We start from the raw sequence: 13263 nt of genomic DNA on the forward strand, positions 1-13263 counted from the left end.
CATGGGACTGGGGCGTCGCCTCTACCGCGGCGAGATCGACATCGACTTCGTCGGCCGCTGGAAGCTCTGGTACAGCCTGTCCGGCTTCCTGCTGATCATCTCCATCGCCGGTCTGCTGATCAACGGGCTCAACCTGGGCGTGGAGTTCAAGGGCGGCTCGGTCATCTCGTTCAAGCCGGCCGTGGCCACGACCGTCGAGGACGTCCGCACCACGTTCCGCGACGAGGGCGTGCACCAGGCGATCGTCCAGACGACCAACCAGCGCTACCGCATCACCAGCGAGGACCTCTCCGAGGCCACCACGGCCAAGCTGCAGCAGATCATCAAGCAGAAGTACGACGTCAAGGAGCAGATCGACGTGCAGTCGATCGGCGCCTCCTGGGGCGGTGAGGTCTCCCACAAGGCCTGGATCGGCCTGGGCGTCTTCATGCTGGCGATCATCCTGTACCTGTCGATGGCGTTCGAGCCGAAGATGGCGCTGGCCGCCATCGTCGCGCTCGTCCACGACCTCGTCATCACCGCGGGCATCTACGCCTGGTCCGGCTTCGAGGTCACCCCGGCCACCCTGCTGGGCTTCCTGACCATCCTCGGTTACTCGCTCTACGACGCGGTCGTGGTGTTCGACATGATCAAGGAGGTCACGGCCAAGCTGGGCACGACGTCCAAGCAGACGTACTCGATGGCGGCCAACAACGCCCTCAGCCACACGCTGATCCGGTCCCTGAACACCTCGCTGGTCGCCATCCTGCCGGTGGCGGCGATCCTGTTCATCGGCACCACGCTGCTCGGCGCGGGCACGCTGAAGGACCTGTCGCTGGCCCTGTTCGTCGGCATGATCGTCGGTACGTACTCCTCGTTGTGCGTCGCCACGCCGCTGCTGGTGACGCTGAAGGAGCGCGAGCCGAAGTACCAGGCCATCGCCCGGCGCGTCGCCGCCGCGAGCGGCGGTGGCGGCAAGAAGTCCGGCAAGGGGCCCAAGGGCTCCGAGAACGCGGCCGTCGCCAAGGGCTGAGCATGACACGCGGGGCGGGCCGGCACCACGCCGTCCCGCCCCGCCGCACGTCCGCCCCGCCGCACGTCCGCCCCGCCCCACGATTCCCGCCGGTCACCCCGCCGCACGTCCGCCCCGCCCCACGACGCCCGCCGGTCACCCCGCCGCACGTCCGCCCCGCCCCGTGACGCCCGTCAGCGACACGAGACCTCCTGAAGGAGTCCCGACATGACCGACCTCAGCGCGCTGATCCTCGACCGGATCAGGGACGTGCCCGACTACCCCAAGCCCGGCGTGCTGTTCAAGGACATCAGCCCGCTGCTCGCCGACCACGCGGCCTTCGCGGCCGTGGTGGACGAGGTGGCCGGGTGGCACCCCGCCGACAAGATCGTCGGCATCGAGGCGCGGGGCTTCATCCTGGCCGCTCCCGTCGCCTACCGGGCCGGGGCCGGATTCGTGCCCGTACGGAAAAAGGGCAAACTCCCCTCCGAAACGCTCGAGGAGTCCTACGATCTGGAGTACGGCTCCGCGACCATCGAGGTCCACCGCGACGCCTTCAACCAGGGCGACCGGGTGCTCATCGTCGACGACGTGCTCGCCACCGGCGGCACGGCGGAGGCGACCGTGGAGCTCGTGCGCAGGGCCGGGGCGGAGGTCGTCGGCGTCGCCATGCTCATGGAGCTGGCCTTCCTCAAGGGGCGCGAGCGCCTCAAGGGAGTGGACCTGCGCTCCCTGGTGATCGTCTGAGCCGGACCCGCGGGAGGCCAGGTTTCACGCCTGGATACACTGGGGGACCTGGACTCGAACATGAGGAGTCTGTGTGCCCCGTGATGTGGTCGTGCCCGACGTAACCGACGCAGGAAGTGCCGAACCTGCCGGCGGCGCTCCTGCGACGCGTCGGCGCCGCTTTGGGGGTGGGGCCATGAACCCGGTGCTGGAGCCGCTGTTCCGCACGGTCCGTGCCACCCATCCCAAGGCCGACCTGCGCCTGATCGAGCGCGCCTACGAGGTCGCCGCCCACCACCACCGCGACCAGAAGCGCAAGTCGGGCGACCCCTACATCACGCACCCGCTGGCCGTCGCGACGATCCTGGCCGAGCTCGGCACCGACGACGAGACGCTGTGCGCGGCCCTGCTGCACGACACCGTCGAGGACACCTCCTACGGCCTCGACGAGCTGCGCGCCGACTTCGGCGACACGATCGGCTCGCTCGTCGACGGCGTGACCAAGCTGGACAAGGTCAAGTTCGGCGACGCGGCGCAGGCCGAGACCGTGCGCAAGATGGTCGTCGCCATGTCCCGCGACATCCGCGTGCTGATCATCAAGCTGGCCGACCGGCTGCACAACATGCGCACCATGCGCTACCTGCCCGAGCACAAGCGCCACCAGAAGTCCCGCGAGACGCTGGAGATCTTCGCCCCGCTCGCCCACCGCCTGGGCATGAACACGATCAAGTGGGAGCTGGAGGACCTCGCGTTCGCGATGCTCTACCCCAAGCGCTACGACGAGATCGCGCGCATGGTGTCGGAGCGGGCCCCGCGCCGCGACCTGTTCCTGCAGGAGGTCATCGAGAAGGTCTCCGGCGACCTGCGCGACGCGAAGATCCGCGCGGTGGTCAAGGGCCGGCCCAAGCACTACTACTCCGTCTACCAGAAGATGATCGCCCGCGACGTCGCCTTCGACGACATCTACGACCTGGTCGGCATCCGGGTCCTCGTCGACAGCGTACGCGACTGCTATGCGGCCCTCGGAACGATCCACGCGCGATGGAACCCGGTGCCCGGCCGGTTCAAGGACTACATCGCGATGCCGAAGTTCAACATGTACCAGTCGCTGCACACCACGGTGATCGGCCCCGAGGGCAAGCCGGTGGAGCTGCAGATCCGCACCCACGCCATGCACCACCGGGCCGAGTACGGCGTGGCCGCCCACTGGAAGTACAAGGAGGAGGTCGGCGCCCCCGGCCCCCAGGGCAAGGTCAAGCCGGGCAGCGACATGGCCTGGCTGCGCCAGCTCCTCGACTGGCAGAAGGAGACCTCCGACCCGGGCGAGTTCCTGGAGTCGCTCCGCTTCGACCTGTCGGTCTCCGAGGTCTACGTGTTCACCCCCAAGGGGCAGGTCATCGCGCTGCCCGAGGGCGCGACGCCGGTCGACTTCGCCTACGCCGTCCACACCGAGGTCGGCCACCGTTGCATCGGCGCCCGCGTCAACGGCCGCCTGGTGCCGCTGGAGTCGCGCCTGGGCAACGGCGACACCGTCGAGATCTTCACCTCCAAGTCGCCCGACGCGGGGCCGTCGCGCGACTGGCTGAAGTTCGTCAAGTCGGGCCGGGCCCGCAACAAGATCCGGCAGTGGTTCTCCAAGGAGCGCCGCGAGACCGCGATCGAGGCGGGCAAGGAGGCCATCGGCCGCGCCATGCGCAAGCAGGGGCTGCCGCTGCAGCGGCTGATGTCCGGCGAGGCGCTGCTGGCGCTGGCTCGCGACCTGCGCTACCCCGACGTGTCGGCCCTGTACGCGGCCGTCGGCGAGGGCCACGTGGCCGCCCAGACGGTCGTGCAGAAGCTCGTGACGTCCATCGGCGGCGTCGAGAGCGCCGAGGAGGACATCGCCGAGACATCGCTGCCGACGCGGCTGCGCGGCCGCCCCAGGGGCGGAGGCGGCGCGGGCGTGGTCGTCGCGGGCGACGCCGACGTGTGGGTGCGCCTGTCGAAATGCTGCACGCCGGTGCCCGGCGACGAGATCGTCGGCTTCGTCACCCGCGGCCACGGCGTCTCGGTCCACCGGGCCGACTGCACGAACGTCCAGCAGCTCAAGGAGCAGCCGGACCGCCTGGTCGAGGTGAGCTGGTCGCCCGGCGACGACTCGGTGTTCCTGGTCGCCATCCAGGTCGAGGCCCTCGACCGGCCGCGCCTGCTATCCGACGTCACGCGCACGCTGTCCGACCAGCACGTCAACATCCTGAGCGCCTCGGTCACCACCTCGCGCGACCGGGTCGCGGTCAGCAAGTTCACCTTCGAGATGGGCGACCCCAAGCACCTGGGCCACGTGCTCAAGGCCGTGCGCAACATCCAGGGCGTCTTCGACGTCTACCGCGTCAGCGGCGCCGGGAGCTGACCGCCCCGCCCACGCGGACGACCCGCCCTGCCCACGCGGACGACCCCCGTCGCCCGCGCGGGTCCGCGGTCGGTCAGCTGAACTCCCGCGCGGGTCCGCGGTCGGTCAGCTGAACTCGGCCAGGGTGCGCTCGGCCTCCTCCAGCCACGAGCGGCGGGCCGTCAGGGCCTCCTCGGCCTCCTTGACGTCCTTGGCCCGGCCCGCGTCACGCGCCTTGGCCAGGCGCTTCTCCAGCTGCTCGATCGAGGTGCGGAGCTGGTCGACGGTGCTCTGGGCGCGGGCGCGCGCCTCGGGGTTGGAGCGCTTCCACTCGGCCTCCTCGGCCCGGCGGACGGCGTCGTCCACCTTGCGCAGCCCGCCCTCCAGGCGGTCGCGCTGGTCGCGCGGCACCGGGCCGGCGGCCTCCCACCGCTCCACCAGGTGGCGCAGCGCGGCCCGCGCGGCGCGCACGTCGGTGACCGGCAGGATCTTCTCGGCCTCGGCCAGCAGCTGCTCCTTGACCTCGGCGTTGGCCGCGAGCGAGGCGTCGCGCTCGGCGAACACCGCCGAACGCGCCTGGAAGAACTGGTCCTGGGCGCCCTTGAAGCGGGCCCACAGCTCGTCCTCCACCTCGCGCGAGGCCCGGCCGGCGCTCTTCCACTGCTGCATCAGGTCGCGGTACGCCGCGGCCGTGCCGCCCCAGTCGGTCGAGCCGGCGATGGCCTCGGCCTCGACGACGATGCGCTCCTTGGCGGCGCGCACGCCCTCCCGCTGCTCGTCGAGGCCCGCGAAGTACTGCTTGCGGCGCTTGGCGAACGCGGTGCGGGCGGCCGACAGCCGCTTCCACAGGGCCGCCTCGGTGACCCGGTCGATGCGGTCGGCGGCCTTCCACTCCTCGACGAGCTGGCGCAGCCGCTCGCCGCCGGTCTTCCAGTGGGTCGTCTCGTCGGCGATGCGCTCGGCCTCGGCGACGATGCGCTCCTTGACCGCCCTGGCCTCGGCTCGGGCGTGCTCGCGGGCCGCCTTGACCTCCTCGCGGCGGTGCGCGACCAGCTCGGACAGGCCGTCGAGCCGGGCGGTCAGCGCGCCGAGGTCGCCCACCGCGTGCGCCTCGGCCACGGCCTCGCGCAGCTTGACGATGCTGGCCTCGGCCTGGGCCGGCGCCAGGTCGGTGCCCTTGACCCGCTGCTCCAGCAGCTGAACCTGGCCGGCCAGCTCGTCGTACTTGCGATGGAAGTACGCCAGCGCTTCCTCGGGTTCACCGGCCTGCCAGGAGCCGACGGCGCGCTCTCCCTCAGCCGTACGCACGTAGACGGTGCCGTCGTCGTCTACCCGGCCCCACGGGTCGGTGCTCACCGTGTCCTCCCGCACTTTCCATCAGACCCTTCGGGACATGACGTCCCTTGTTGTATTACGTCAGCTCTTGCCAGCTATTGTCACGTCTTTGATTTCGACGGTTTCCTTGGGTGCTCCCGTGCCGTCCCCGGCGTCACCGATGACGCCCGCCTTGTTGACCTTGTCCAGGATGTCGAGCCCCTTCGTGATCGTACCCACCGGCGTGTAATCCGGGGTAAGTCCGATATCGCCGTAGACCAGGAAGAACTGGCTGCCCGTGCTTCCCGGCGCCTGGGTCTTGGCCATCGCCATGACGCCGCGCTTGTACGCGGCGCCCTGGAGGTTCTCCTCGGCCATCACGTAGCCGGGGCCGCCGGTGCCGTCGCCGCCGCTCTTGCCGTCGGCCTTGGCCGTCGGGTCGCCGCACTGCAGCATCGGGAACTTGTCGCTGCCGAGGCGGTGGCACTTGCTGCCGTCGTAGTAGTTCTTCTTGGCCAGGAACGCCAGGGAGTTGACGGTGCAGGGCGCCTTGGCGTTGTCGAGGGTGACCTCGATGTCGCCCAGGCTGGTCTTCAGCGTCATCAGCTTCGTGGCGGGCTTGAGCGACACCTTCGCCGGCGGCATGCCGACGTTCTTGACGTTGCCGCCCGCGGTGTCGGCCACGTAGCCGCACGTGCCGGTCTTCGGATCGTACGGCTTGGCCTGCGCGGCCGGCGAGGCCGAGGCGGTGTCCTGGGGCGCGGAGGTCTCCTGCGCCGAGGCGGTGGGCGAGGCCGCCGCCTCCTTGGCGGGGTCGCCGCCCAGCAGCGCGACCGCGGCCACGATGCCGCCCACCACGACCACGACCCCGACCGTGGAGCCGATGATCGCGGTGCGCTTGGCCTTCTGCTCGCGCTCGATGCGGCGCTGCAACTGGCGCTCGTGGTGCTCGCGCGCCAGCTGCTTCTGCCGGTCCTTCCCCGTGGCCACCGCTTTGCCTCCCATAGTCAATCAACTGAGGTGGGCGAATCGTATCGGCCAACGGGCAATGATTCGCAGCCCGGCGACCCGCACCGGTACCCTTCGGTTACATTCCCATTGGCTTTTTTGACGAGATCACCTGAGGCAGATGCTCATCGCAGGCTTCCCCGCAGGGGCCTTCCAGACCAATTGTTACGTCATCGCGCCCGCCGCGGGCGAGGAGTGCGTGATCGTCGACCCTGGTCAGGACGCCGTGGACGGGGTCGACGAGCTGCTGCGCGAGCACCGGCTCAAGCCGGTGGCCGTCCTGCTCACCCACGGTCACATCGACCACGTCTGGTCGGTGGCGCCGGTGTGCGGCGCGCGCGACGTGCCGGCCTGGATCCACCCCGACGACCGCCACCTGCTGTCCGACCCCGCCGCGGGCTGGTCGGGGCCCGGCTCCCAGTTCTTCGGCGGCATCACGCTGAGCGAGCCCGACGACGTGCGCGAGCTGTCCGACGGCGCCACGCTCCCGCTGGCGGGGCTGGAGTTCACGGTGGACCACACGCCAGGCCATACCAGGGGGTCGGTGAGCTTCCGGCTGCCCGACGACGCGATCATGTTCGCGGGCGACCTGCTGTTCGCCGGCTCCATCGGCCGCACCGACCTGCCGGGCGGCGACTACCCGACGATCCTGCGCAGCCTGGCCACCAAGTGCCTGACGCTGCCTGACGATACGGTCGTCCTGCCGGGCCACGGACCACAGACCACGATCGGCCACGAGCGCGCCACCAATCCTTATCTCAAGGAGGCCGCGCCGCACGCCGGTCCCACACGAGGGATCTGATGAACTTCCAAGCACCCAAAGGTGTCAAGGAGTACGTGCCGCCGCAGGTGGCGACGTTCTCCGCGATCCGCGCGGCGTTCGCGGAGACGGCCAGGCGCGCCGGCTACGCGCGCATGGAGACCGCGGTCTTCGAGGACACCCAGCTCTTCGCCCGTGGCGTCGGCGAGTCCACCGACGTCGTCAGCAAGGAGATGTACACCTTCACCGACCGCGGCGGCCGGTCGCTGACGCTGCGCCCGGAGTTCACCGCCGGCGTGCTGCGCGCGGTCCTGGAGTACGGCCTGCACCGCGGCCAGCTCCCGGTGAAGGTGTGGACCGACGGGCCGGTGTTCCGCGCCGAGGCGCCCCAGGAGGGCCGCTACCGGCAGTTCTACCAGCTCGACCTGGAGGCGATCGGCAGCGAGGACCCGGCCGTCGACGCCGAGACCATCGCGCTGGCCTGGCAGTGGTACTCCTCGATCGGCCTCACCCAGGTGCGGCTGCTGCTCAACTCGCTGGGCTGCAAGGAGTGCCGGCCGATCTACCGGGCCCGGCTGCAGGAGTTCCTGCGCGGGCTCGACCTCGACGAGGCGACCCGGGCGCGCATCGAGATCAACCCGCTGCGGGTCCTCGACGACCGGCGCCCCGAGGTCCGCGCGCAGCTCGAAGACGCGCCCCTCATCGGCGACCACCTCTGCGCCGACTGCAAGGCCTACCACGACCGCGTCAAGCAGCTCCTGGCCGACCTCGGCATCCCGTGGGAGGACACCCCGAGGCTCGTGCGCGGGCTCGACTACTACACCCGCACCACCTTCGAGTTCGACCACCCGCTGCTCGGCGCGCAGTCCGGCATCGGCGGCGGCGGGCGCTACGACGGGCTGTCGGAGGCGATCGGCGGGCCGCCGCTGCCCGGCATCGGCTTCGGGCTCGGGCTCGACCGCACCGTCATCGCGCTGGAGCGCGAGGGCGTAGCGCCGGCGACCCCGCCCCGCTGCGAGGTGTACGGTGTGGCGCTGGGCGAGGAGGCGGCGCGGGCCATGTTCAAGCTCCTGAGCGAGCTGCGGGCGGCCGGCGTCGCCGCCGACATGGCCTTCGGCGGCAAGGGGCTCAAGGGAGCGATGAAGGGGGCCGACCGCTCCGGCGCCCGCTTCGCGCTGATCCTGGGCGAGCGCGACCTGGCGGCCGAGGCCGTCCAACTGAAGGACCTGACCACCGCTGAGCAGACCGAGGTGCCGCTGGCCCAGGTCGTCGACGTTCTGAAAGGGAAAGTGCAGTGATTCGCACGCATACGGCCGGGTCGCTCCGTGAGGAGCACGCCGGGCAGCAGGTGACGCTCGCGGGATGGGTGGCCCGGCGCCGTGACCACGGCGGTGTGGTCTTCATCGACCTGCGCGACGCCTCCGGCTCGGCGCAGGTGGTCTTCCGCGAGGAGGACCACGCCCACGACCTGCGCGCCGAGTACTGCGTGAAGGTCGTCGGCCAGGTGCGCGTGCGCCCGGAGGGCAACGAGAACCCCGACCTGCCCACCGGCGCCATCGAGGTGGTGGCCGAGGAGGTCGAGGTGCTGAGCGAGTCGGCGCCGCTGCCGTTCCCCATCGAGGGCAACGTCGGCGTCTCCGAGGAGGCCCGCCTCAAGTACCGCTACCTCGACATCCGCCGCCAGCAGGTCGCCCAGGCGATGCGCACCCGCTCCAAGGCCACCTACCTGGCCAACGAGGTGATGCACGAGCTCGGCTTCGTCTACGTCGAGACGCCGACGCTGACCCGCTCCACCCCGGAGGGCGCGCGCGACTTCCTCGTGCCGGTCCGCCTCCAGCCCGGCAACTGGTACGCCCTGCCGCAGTCGCCGCAGTTGTTCAAGCAGCTCCTCCAGGTCGGCGGCCTGGAGCGCTACTACCAGCTCGCCAAGTGCTACCGCGACGAGGACCTGCGCGCCGACCGGCAGCCCGAGTTCACCCAGATCGACGTCGAGATGTCCTTCGTCGACCAGGAGGACGTCATCGCGGTCGGCGAGAAGCTGATCGGCCGCCTGTGGCGCGAGGTGCTCGGCTACGAGATCCCGATGCCGCTGCCGCGGATGACCTACGCCGACGCGATGGCCCGCTACGGCTCCGACAAGCCCGACCTGCGCTTCGGCCAGGAGCTCGTCGACATGACCGACTACTTCTCCGACACCACGTTCCGGGTCTTCCAGGCCGAGTACGTCGGCGCGGTCGTCATGCCCGGCGGCGCCTCCCAGACCCGCAAGGAGCTCGACGGCTGGCAGGAGTGGGCCCGCTCGCGCGGCGCCAAGGGCCTGGCCTACGTGCTCGTGCAGCCCGACGGCACCCTCGGCGGCCCCGTCGCCAAGAACCTGTCGGAGGGCGAGCTGTCCGGCCTGGCCGCCGGGGTCAAGGCCGAGCCGGGCGACGCGATCTTCTTCGCGGCGGGCGCCCGCAACGCCTCGCGCGACCTGCTGGGCGCCGCCCGGCTGGAGATCGGCCGCCGCTGCGGGCTGATCGACGAGTCGCAGTGGTCGTTCCTGTGGGTGGTCGACGCGCCCATGTTCGAGGAGGACGGCGAGGGCGGCTGGACGGCCGTCCACCACCCGTTCACCGGCCCCAAGCCGGAGTGGGCCGACAACTTCCAGGACCACCCGGCCGAGGCCCTGGCCTACGCCTACGACATGGTCTGCAACGGCATGGAGATCGGTGGCGGCTCCATCCGTATCCACCGCGCCGAGATGCAGCAGCGCGTCTTCGACGTGCTCGGCATCTCCAAGGAGGAGGCCGAGAGCAAGTTCGGCTTCCTGCTGGAGGCGTTCAAGTACGGCCCGCCGCCGCACGGCGGCATCGCCTACGGCTGGGACCGCATCTGCATGCTGCTGTCGGGCGGCGAGTCGATCCGTGACGTCATCGCCTTCCCGAAGACGGCGTCCGGCTTCGACCCGCTCACCGGGGCTCCCACGCCCATCACGACCGCCCAGCGCAAGGAGGCAGGTGTCGACGCCCAGCCCAAGGCCGAGGCGTAGTCACAGGCCCGCACAGGCGTCCTGAGAGCGCCCCGCCTCCTTCAGGGAGGCGGGGCGCTTCGCTTGCGCGCCGGGAGACGGCGACGGCCGCCTCCCGGTGATGTCCGGTGAGGCGGCCGTCGACGTGGTGACGCGGTGGGTCACTTCACGATGACCTGCTTGATGATGACCGGGTTCTTCGGCGCGGTGGAGCCGCCGTCACCGGTGATGTCCTGGGTGTTGACGATGACGCCGTCCTTGGCGACCCGCTCGATGATGTCCAGGCCGGAGCTCACCATGCCGAGCACCGAGTACTGCGGCTCGATCTGCGCGTTCTCGTCCGACAGCGAGATCGCGAACTGGCTGCTGTTCTGCCCCGCGGCGTCCTGCGGCTGGGTCAGGAAGACCACGCCCTTGGTGTACGGGACGGCTCCGACGGCCTCGTCCTGGAAGACGTAGCCCGCGGTGCCCTGGCCGTCGGTGGGGTTCTTGCCGTCGGCCTTGGCCTTCGGGTCGCCGCACTGGAGCAGGAACAGGCCCGAGGTCTCCGGCGTCACCAGGCGGTGGCACTTGGTGTTGTCGTAGAAGTGCTTCTTGGCCAGGAACGCCATCGAGTTGACCGAGCACGGCGTGAGGCCCGCGTCGAGGTCGATCACGACGTTGCCGTGGTTGGTGACCAGGGTCATCGTCTTGAGCTTCGTGTTGGGCCGCTTGCCCGGCATGCCCACGTACTTCTGCGGAACGTCCGACGTGTCACGCTTGTAGGTGCAGGTGACCGGGCCGGTGTGCGTGGGGGTGGGCTTGGCCGTGGGCAGCGCGGCCGACGGGCTGGCCGAGGCGGACGGCGTGCTCTCGGCCGCGACGTTCTTGGCCGGACCCCGGTTGACCAGGGTGGTCGCGGCGAAGATGCCGCCGGCCACCACCGCGACGGCAACGCCCGCGCCGATGAAGGTGTTCCGCCGCGCCTTGGCGGACTGCGCGGCGGCACGCTCCGCCTGCCGCTCCTTGTGCTCCCGCGCCAGCTGGCTCTGGCGGTCCTCGCCGCTCACCGGTATGTCCTCCACTTTGCCGACACATGACCTGACAACTCCGCGAATGCTACCGGCACCTGAATGTGATGGACGTAAGTGATGAAAACCGGTCAGTGTTGCGCGGCAGGTCGGAACCATATCGCGCTCCGGCACGTGTAGTTGAAATAAGGACGAAAAGGAGCCCGAGCCATGTTCGACCAGATCCTGGGCCTGCCGGCGCACCCGTTGATCATCCATTTCGCCGTCGTCCTGACCCCGCTGCTCGCTGTGGTCGTCGTCGCGTACGCGCTGCTCCCGGCCCGGCGGCCGCTGCTGGCCTGGGCCCTCGTGCTGCTGTCCGTGGCCGCGCCCGCGGCCGTCTTCGCGGCCAAGGAGAGCGGCGAGCGGCTGCGTGAGGCCCGCTTCGCCGCGGCGGGGGGCGCGCTGGGGGCGCGGATCGAGACGCACGAGTCCTTCGCCGTGCCGCTGCTGCTGTCGGTCAGCGCTCTCGCGCTGGGCTCGCTGGTGCTCGTGTACGCCACCACGGCCGCGCGCGGTTCCACCCGCGACCGCTTCGGCCCTGTCGCCACGCGGGGACTGTCGGCGCTGGTCGTGGTGCTGGCCGCCGTGACCGCCTACTTCTGCTTCCGCGCGGGAGACTCCGGAGCCAGAGCCGTGTGGAGCTCCTGATCTCCGGACCGCTGCCCGAGGTGGACCGCTGAAGGCGGCGCACCCTGTAATCTCACGCTGTGGAGAGCTTGTTCGATTCGGCGGCCGAGCAGGCCACACCTCAGCCGCTCGCGGTCCGGATGCGGCCGCGGACCCTCGACGAGGTGATCGGCCAGCGTCACTTGCTCGGCCCCGGCACCCCGCTGCGCCGCCTCGTCGAGAGCGAGGCGCCCATGTCGCTCTTCCTGTGGGGACCGCCCGGCACCGGCAAGACCACGCTCGCCTACGTCGTCTCCAACGTCACCAAGCGCCGCTTCGTCGAGGTCTCCGCCGTCTCGGCCGGCGTCAAGGACGTCCGCGCCGCCATCGAGCAGGCCCGCAACGAGCTGGGCATGACCGGCCGGCAGACCGTGCTCTTCGTCGACGAGGTCCACCGCTTCAACAAGGCCCAGCAGGACGCCCTGCTGCCCGCCGTCGAGAACCGCTGGGTCACCTTCATCGGCGCCACCACCGAGAACCCGTTCTTCTCCGTCATCTCGCCGCTGCTGTCGCGCTCGCTGCTGCTCACGCTGGAGTCGCTGACCGACGACGACATCCGCGCCGTGCTGGAGCGGGCCGCCGCCGACGAGCGCGGGCTCGCCGGCCGCGCCACGCTGGCCCCCGAGGCGCTCGACCACCTCGTACGGCTGGCCGGCGGCGACGCCCGCCGCTCGCTGACGTACCTGGAGGCGGCGGCCCTGCTGGAGGACGAGATCACCGTCGAGGTCGTCGAGCGGGCCGTCGACAAGGCGGCCGTCCGCTACGACCGGCAGGGCGACCAGCACTACGACGTGATCAGCGCGTTCATCAAGTCGATGCGCGGCTCCGACGCCGACGCCGCGCTCCACTACCTGGCCCGCATGGTCGAGGCGGGGGAGGACCCGCGCTTCATCGCGCGGCGCATCGTCATCTTCGCCTCCGAGGACGTCGGCATGGCCGACCCCACCTGCCTGCAGACCGCGGTGGCCGTGGCCCAGGCCGTCCAGCTCATCGGCCTGCCCGAGGCGCAGATCAACCTCGCCCACGCCGTCATCCACTGCGCGCTGGCCCCCAAGTCCAACGCCGTCGTCAAGGCCATCGGCGCGGCGGCCGGCGACGTCCGGCGCGGCCTCATCGGCCAGGTGCCCGTCCACCTGCGCGACGCCCACTACCCGGGCGCCGCCAAGCTGGGCAGCGGCGAGGGCTACAAGTACCCGCACGACTTCGACCACGGCCTCGTCCGGCAGGACTACGCGCCCGAGCAGGTGCGGCAGCGGCGCTACTACGAGCCCACCCGGCACGGCGCCGAGGCCCCGGTCGCCGACCGCTGGGCCAAGATCCGCGACTTCCTCCGGGGCTCCTGAACCGCCGAGCCCCCGACGGGCCGGA

General features: G+C 70.8%; 11 protein-coding genes. 8 read left to right on the plus strand and 3 right to left on the minus strand.

Features of this window, described 5'->3' with window-relative positions; all coding sequences use genetic code 11:
* The first annotated feature begins 1 nt into the window (after position 1).
* The 3 genes from secF to HTZ77_RS38640 all read left to right on the plus strand — a co-directional run bounded on the left by secF (position 2) and on the right by HTZ77_RS38640 (position 4106).
* The gene (secF, locus tag HTZ77_RS38630; protein ID WP_175594710.1) at positions 2–1012 is read left to right on the plus strand and encodes a protein translocase subunit SecF; all 1011 of its coding nucleotides are present in this window, start codon (positions 2–4) and stop codon (positions 1010–1012) included.
* Between the two features lie 207 nt (positions 1013–1219).
* Entirely contained in the window at positions 1220–1738 is a 519-nt protein-coding gene (locus tag HTZ77_RS38635) for an adenine phosphoribosyltransferase (RefSeq protein WP_175594711.1), read from the plus strand.
* 175 nt (positions 1739–1913) lie between these two features.
* Positions 1914–4106, plus strand: a complete 2193-nt coding sequence (locus HTZ77_RS38640) for a RelA/SpoT family protein (RefSeq protein ID WP_175594712.1) — start codon at positions 1914–1916, stop codon at positions 4104–4106.
* 105 nt (positions 4107–4211) lie between these two features.
* Here the strand turns inward: HTZ77_RS38640 and HTZ77_RS38645 are convergent, their stop codons facing one another.
* Both HTZ77_RS38645 and HTZ77_RS38650 read right to left on the minus strand, forming a co-directional pair.
* On the minus strand, positions 4212–5441 hold the full coding sequence (locus tag HTZ77_RS38645; protein ID WP_175594713.1) for a DUF349 domain-containing protein: 1230 nt from the start codon (positions 5439–5441) through the stop codon (positions 4212–4214).
* 60 nt (positions 5442–5501) lie between these two features.
* The gene (locus HTZ77_RS38650; RefSeq protein ID WP_328809022.1) at positions 5502–6389 is read right to left on the minus strand and encodes a peptidylprolyl isomerase; all 888 of its coding nucleotides are present in this window, start codon (positions 6387–6389) and stop codon (positions 5502–5504) included.
* Positions 6390–6528: 139 nt separating this feature from the next.
* Here HTZ77_RS38650 and HTZ77_RS38655 point away from each other — a divergent pair, with 139 nt between their 5' ends.
* From HTZ77_RS38655 to aspS, 3 genes are read left to right on the plus strand one after another with little or no spacing between them, the layout of a single operon-like run.
* Complete coding sequence (locus HTZ77_RS38655; protein ID WP_175594715.1) at positions 6529–7209, plus strand: MBL fold metallo-hydrolase; 681 nt, start codon at positions 6529–6531, stop codon at positions 7207–7209.
* Entirely contained in the window at positions 7209–8465 is a 1257-nt protein-coding gene (gene hisS / locus HTZ77_RS38660; protein ID WP_175594716.1) for a histidine--tRNA ligase, read from the plus strand. The genes HTZ77_RS38655 and hisS overlap by 1 nt, the downstream gene beginning before the upstream one ends.
* Entirely contained in the window at positions 8462–10198 is a 1737-nt protein-coding gene (aspS, locus tag HTZ77_RS38665; protein ID WP_175594717.1) for an aspartate--tRNA ligase, read from the plus strand. The genes hisS and aspS overlap by 4 nt, the downstream gene beginning before the upstream one ends.
* A 140-nt stretch (positions 10199–10338) precedes the next feature.
* Here the strand turns inward: aspS and HTZ77_RS38670 are convergent, their stop codons facing one another.
* On the minus strand, positions 10339–11226 hold the full coding sequence (locus HTZ77_RS38670) for a peptidylprolyl isomerase (protein ID WP_175594718.1): 888 nt from the start codon (positions 11224–11226) through the stop codon (positions 10339–10341).
* 171 nt (positions 11227–11397) lie between these two features.
* On the opposite strand from HTZ77_RS38670, the gene HTZ77_RS38675 reads away from it, so the two are divergent.
* Both HTZ77_RS38675 and HTZ77_RS38680 read left to right on the plus strand, forming a co-directional pair.
* The gene (locus HTZ77_RS38675) at positions 11398–11877 is read left to right on the plus strand and encodes a DUF2231 domain-containing protein (RefSeq protein WP_175594719.1); all 480 of its coding nucleotides are present in this window, start codon (positions 11398–11400) and stop codon (positions 11875–11877) included.
* A gap of 59 nt (positions 11878–11936) precedes the next feature.
* Positions 11937–13238, plus strand: coding sequence for a replication-associated recombination protein A (locus HTZ77_RS38680; RefSeq protein WP_175594720.1), 1302 nt, complete (start codon positions 11937–11939; stop codon positions 13236–13238).
* Positions 13239–13263 lie beyond the last annotated feature (25 nt).

Origin of the sequence: Nonomuraea montanisoli, from assembly GCF_013363975.1 — a bacterium.
GTDB classification, from domain to species: domain Bacteria; phylum Actinomycetota; class Actinomycetes; order Streptosporangiales; family Streptosporangiaceae; genus Nonomuraea; species Nonomuraea montanisoli.

Bases quoted from the DNA above. Each gene is read 5' to 3' on its own strand.
- hisS (WP_175594716.1), top strand. From the start codon at position 7,209: ATGAACTTCCAAGCACCCAAAGGTGTCAAGGAGTACGTGCCGCCGCAG.
- HTZ77_RS38635 (WP_175594711.1), top strand. From the start codon at position 1,220: ATGACCGACCTCAGCGCGCTGATCCTCGACCGGATCAGGGACGTGCCC.
- HTZ77_RS38675 (WP_175594719.1), top strand. From the start codon at position 11,398: ATGTTCGACCAGATCCTGGGCCTGCCGGCGCACCCGTTGATCATCCAT.
- secF (WP_175594710.1), top strand. From the start codon at position 2: ATGGGACTGGGGCGTCGCCTCTACCGCGGCGAGATCGACATCGACTTC.
- HTZ77_RS38640 (WP_175594712.1), top strand. From the start codon at position 1,914: ATGAACCCGGTGCTGGAGCCGCTGTTCCGCACGGTCCGTGCCACCCAT.
- HTZ77_RS38655 (WP_175594715.1), top strand. From the start codon at position 6,529: ATGCTCATCGCAGGCTTCCCCGCAGGGGCCTTCCAGACCAATTGTTAC.